The following is a 4,232-nucleotide window of genomic DNA, read 5'->3' on the forward strand; positions in this document are numbered from 1 at the left end:
AAAATTCTATTTCAAAACTTGTATTTTAAGACGGGTGTAGGACAAGTTTGTTATGCTGCCATTTTTATTTAATCAATCAATTTATCCCACTCATTATTTTTTAATATAACTCTCAGATTCACTACTTGTTGAGCTCCTTTTAAAGTCCACCTTTGTACTGAGAGTTTCATTCTTTTTTGAATGAACTCTTTATTAGCTGATTCCATTGCTCCTGAACCTATAAATAAACCATCATCAAGATACGTTTTGTAGTTAATTCGTTGATTATTATTAGCAAGATAAGTTAATAAGGAATTACAATTAATTAAAGTAAACACATGTTTATTTTGTAATCTTGTAGCATGAAACGCTTTTATGACACCGAATTAGAACGCTTGATACGTCTACATCACAGTCGTTTATCAGAGAAAGAGCAACGTCACTATGCAGCAATAGAAGCCCAAAAATTAGGTCATGGTGGCAAGCGTTATATAGCTCGTCTATTAGAAATTTCCACTCGGACCCTATATAAAGGTATCTCTGAATTAGTGTCGGACCGCCGATGCGGATGAAAGTAAGTATGCGGAAATACCCATAGATAAGCAACGCAGAGTAGGTGGTGGCCGCAAAAAAAAATTGCCAAGACCTTGATTTAAGGCCCCAATTAATTGCTTTTATAGAGAGATTTAAAGCAGGTAGCCCCACAGAATCAACTGTTTTTTGGGTCAATAAGAAACCCAAAGAGTTAGCTAAACTATACAACGATGAGTATCAAAGCAGTATTAGCAATGGTTGGTTTAAACGCTTATTGAAAGATTTAGGATATGGTTACCGTAAGCAAAGCAAGCAGTTAGCCACAGGAACATACAACCAACGAAACGAGCAGTTCGCCATCATTACCCCTCCGTTGTGCGGTGTCTTCCAACGGGAGACTCCGTACTAAAAATAAAAAGAGTGTTTGTAACACAGTAAGTGCCATACACCCCTCCGTTATGCGGTGTCTTCCAACGGGAGACTTCCGCACAAAAAATAAACAAAGTGTTTGTAACACGGTAAGTGCCACGCTCCACAATCTCTGGGTCTGTATCTCCACCTCAGCCAACAAAATAGCCAAGCCCCCCGTTGTGCGGTGTCTTCCAACGGGAGACTCCGCACCAAAAATAAACAGAGTGTTTGTAACACGGTAAGTGCCATGCGCCACAATCTCTGGGTCTGTATCTCCACCTCAGCCAACAAAATAGCAGATCCCGCAGTATAGATATCTGATTGTAAATTTCTACCCCATCTTATTTGCTCCCCAATCCAAAAACAGCTTCGTTTATTCTGTCTATGATTTCCTTGAATGGCTGTGCTTTGAGACTTCCGAAACGCTTAATAATATCATAATCAGACACCTGTAAAAGTAGTTGGCATTTGGCAAAGGAGTTGGTATCGGTAGGGTAGTTGAAGGAATCGGGGGTGAGCGTTACCATAAAATCAGGATTGTGTGCCTTAGTAGATAGCATTACGACATAATAAACGCCTTCGGCTTCGTAGAGTTCGGCAGTTGAGACGATTACAGCAGGATGTGGCTTAAATTGGCCGTTGGGTAAAAGGTAATTCAAAAACACTACATCACGCTGATTCACCTTCCTATAATTTTTGAGCTATGAGTGTACGGCCTCTGCTGCGGGATGCCGCTTTTAAAATTTCGTGTTCGCGGTCGTCAGCATCAGGCAGTTTGCCATTGGCTACTTTTTCCAACAATATTCCCCACGGAGCAAGTTCGTAGTGAATACGTGCATAGCCGTTGTACATGCCTTCGGGAAAGGCGGCTGTAAGTTCGTGATAGTGGGCAATAAGTTCTACAGTTCGTTGGGACACTTTCAACAATTCAAACAATGATTTTGCCTCCTCCGGACCAATCGTATAAGGGTCAAAGTCGGCAGTAAAGGTTTCCATTTCTGCAAATAATCGCTTGCCCGAATCAGAATGCAGAACTTCCAACAAACCTATTACAGCCTGTACATTGATTTGGCTAAACTGACTGATTAAATCGCGCTGGCTCATGGTGGTAGCATTTGGTTTACAAACATAACAAAACTACGGATGGGTTCAAACTCCCCTACTCGCCAATAAGCGGTCAAACATCCCTGTCCTCATTTTCGGCGTACAAGCTCATTTTCAATTTCCTGCCAATTTCTTTTCAATCAAATCAATCGTAGGCCGGAGAACTCCGTATTCTTTTGCAAGTAAGCGCCATTTACTCAAGGCCATTTGAGTCTGAGCGATCATTTCCCTTATTCGCGTTACAGGAATTTTTGCTTCAAGCCCCAATTTAGTCAGGTGTTCTATCCGTAGATTGCGTCCTTCTCCCAAAACCATCGTGCTCTGTTCTCCGCCCGGCCCGGAGGAAAAGGTCAGATCATACGCCGGAGCCAATTTCCAAGTGCCTGTCTCATCCATTAGAAAGCTAAAGTTCTTTGCGTGGTCATCCCGATTGTGAGCCAACACGTTGAAAACGGCCAATCGAAACATTTTTTCGGCTTCCCTGACATCCCGCGTCAACACGCCTGTCAGGGTGATCAAATCCTCATAATCAAGGGAAGGCATCCGGAAATCCGCGTGTAAGAGGCCACTTGCCGTATGCACGTGCAGACGTTTTTGTCCCTCCCTGTCAAAGCGTTTAACCGCAAAAAAACCGGAACCCCTATTTGCCGGAAATAAATGCACCGGCGGAACCTGAATTCCTGCTTCCCGGGCCATGAGTGCATACACATATTCGATGGCCCCGGCGTCTGTATCATCCTGCGTATTGGGAAACTTAACCAGCCAATGCTCGTAACCGTCTGAAAGGCCAGAAACGCCATGAGAAATATGTTGGCGGCTCGCATCCACGCCAATCATCGCTTTTGGACGCGCTCCGGCCGAGGAACCGTTCAAGGCCAATAGCTCCTGAAGAACCTCTTCGGCACTGCCAGCCAATACCTGCTGTGTCTGCTCAGCCAATACATCAAGATCAATCGCCTCCTCTGTTTCACTGGCGCTGTAGTCCGGCTCGTAAACAAGCGCTCCCATGCCCCAGTTTCCTACATGGGCCAGACGATCCAACGGAGTGATTTCATTCGGTGAAATACCTTTGGAGCGTATCAGGCGATCAAAAAGCAAACGCCCCCAACCATCCGGCAAACTATCATTAAAAACGCCCGGAAGTCCTTCAAACAATCCATACGAAAATGAAAAAACACCGGGCTTCAGGGGAAGTATCCTTGGGGATATTTCAATACCCTTACTCATAAACGAGGGAAGGTATTCGAAGTAGATGGTACGGTCACGGATAGCCAACCTTCCTACGGGTACCGTTTCATTGCCAAAATGAAGACCCACCTTCATCTCCCTTACTGAAAAATGCTCTTTCATTGATGACGTCCCCGTTTACGAATGGAACGGTCATCGTCTTTCAAAACTTCATCTATGGAAGCAAATGCCGGTTGCACCGGTTTGATGGCCTCAACGATTTCTTCCAACCCACCCACTACCAGCAGTAGCTTCAGAAAAGACTCTAAAGAAATAATCCCCTTTTGTTCAAATTTACGTAGGGTTGGCAGCGCAACTCCGGATCGCGCGGCCAAGCCTTCCTGCGTCAGCTCCATGTGCAAACGTCGCTCACGGATGTTCGCTGCTAATTTTCGTTGTGCTTTTGAAACTGTTATAAGTACTACCATATTATTATTTATCTTGTACTATCGACTATTACTAACACTATAGTAGTACAAATTTACAAAATTAAGCAACACCGCACAAAAAATAAACAGAGTGTTTGTAACACGGTAAGTGCCATACGCCCCAACCCCTTGGCCTGCGTCTCCACCACAGCCAACAAATAGCCGGGCTGTAAGGAGGTAACCCACGGTAAAGTTGGCTATAACAAAAAACGCTCGACAAAATCGAGCGTTTTTTGTTGTGTAGGTAAAAGTTATTGGGCTTTTCGGTTGCTTAACAACACAATATCTACTAAAGACGCACTTTTAAATTTATTTTCGTTTGTGTCAAACAATATATAGTCTTCTCTGTTCACCTCTCAGCTCTCGTTGAAATTTCAGAGGGTCTTGCCCCCCATTGCATCTTCCCGAAAAAGGTATCAACATCAAATTTTTTGTTGCTGTAATATTTAGTGTTCTTGATGCTGCTTTTGCTAAGTTGAGAGCCTCTGCCCTCAAAGTTGATAAGGCATAATTGCCTTTTTCTGACCATGCAATGGGTTTATTTTTTTG

At 43.7% G+C, this 4,232-nt stretch carries 7 protein-coding genes; 1 reads left to right on the forward strand and 6 read right to left on the reverse strand.

Going from position 1 to position 4,232, the window contains the following annotated elements:
* Positions 1-68: 68 nt before the first annotated feature.
* Entirely contained in the window at positions 69-317 is a 249-nt protein-coding gene (locus Q0081_RS25930) for a hypothetical protein (RefSeq protein ID WP_298360546.1), read from the reverse strand.
* Between the two features lie 281 nt (positions 318-598).
* Between Q0081_RS25930 and Q0081_RS25935 the strand changes: the two genes are divergently transcribed.
* Positions 599-922 (forward strand): ISAzo13-like element transposase-related protein, encoded by a 324-nt coding sequence (locus tag Q0081_RS25935; protein WP_298360548.1) that lies wholly within the window; start codon positions 599-601, stop codon positions 920-922.
* 343 nt (positions 923-1,265) lie between these two features.
* On the opposite strand, the gene Q0081_RS25940 is transcribed toward Q0081_RS25935, so the two are convergent.
* The 5 genes from Q0081_RS25940 to Q0081_RS25960 all read right to left on the reverse strand — a co-directional run.
* On the reverse strand, positions 1,266-1,607 hold the full coding sequence (locus Q0081_RS25940) for a type II toxin-antitoxin system PemK/MazF family toxin (RefSeq protein WP_298360550.1): 342 nt from the start codon (positions 1,605-1,607) through the stop codon (positions 1,266-1,268).
* Positions 1,608-1,611: 4 nt separating this feature from the next.
* Entirely contained in the window at positions 1,612-2,028 is a 417-nt protein-coding gene (locus Q0081_RS25945) for a hypothetical protein (RefSeq protein WP_298360552.1), read from the reverse strand.
* Between the two features lie 114 nt (positions 2,029-2,142).
* Positions 2,143-3,378: a type II toxin-antitoxin system HipA family toxin gene (locus tag Q0081_RS25950; protein ID WP_298360554.1), complete on the reverse strand. Its 1,236-nt coding sequence runs from the start codon at positions 3,376-3,378 to the stop codon at positions 2,143-2,145.
* A complete protein-coding gene (locus Q0081_RS25955; RefSeq protein ID WP_298360557.1) occupies positions 3,375-3,683 on the reverse strand; it encodes a helix-turn-helix domain-containing protein in 309 nt (102 codons plus the stop codon). The genes Q0081_RS25950 and Q0081_RS25955 overlap by 4 nt, the downstream gene beginning before the upstream one ends.
* Before the next feature lie 324 nt (positions 3,684-4,007).
* A partial coding sequence (locus tag Q0081_RS25960; RefSeq protein ID WP_298360559.1) for a hypothetical protein occupies positions 4,008-4,232 on the reverse strand: 225 nt, incomplete at its 5' end.

Source organism: Runella sp. (assembly GCF_027484545.1).
Lineage (GTDB): Bacteria > Bacteroidota > Bacteroidia > Cytophagales > Spirosomataceae > Runella.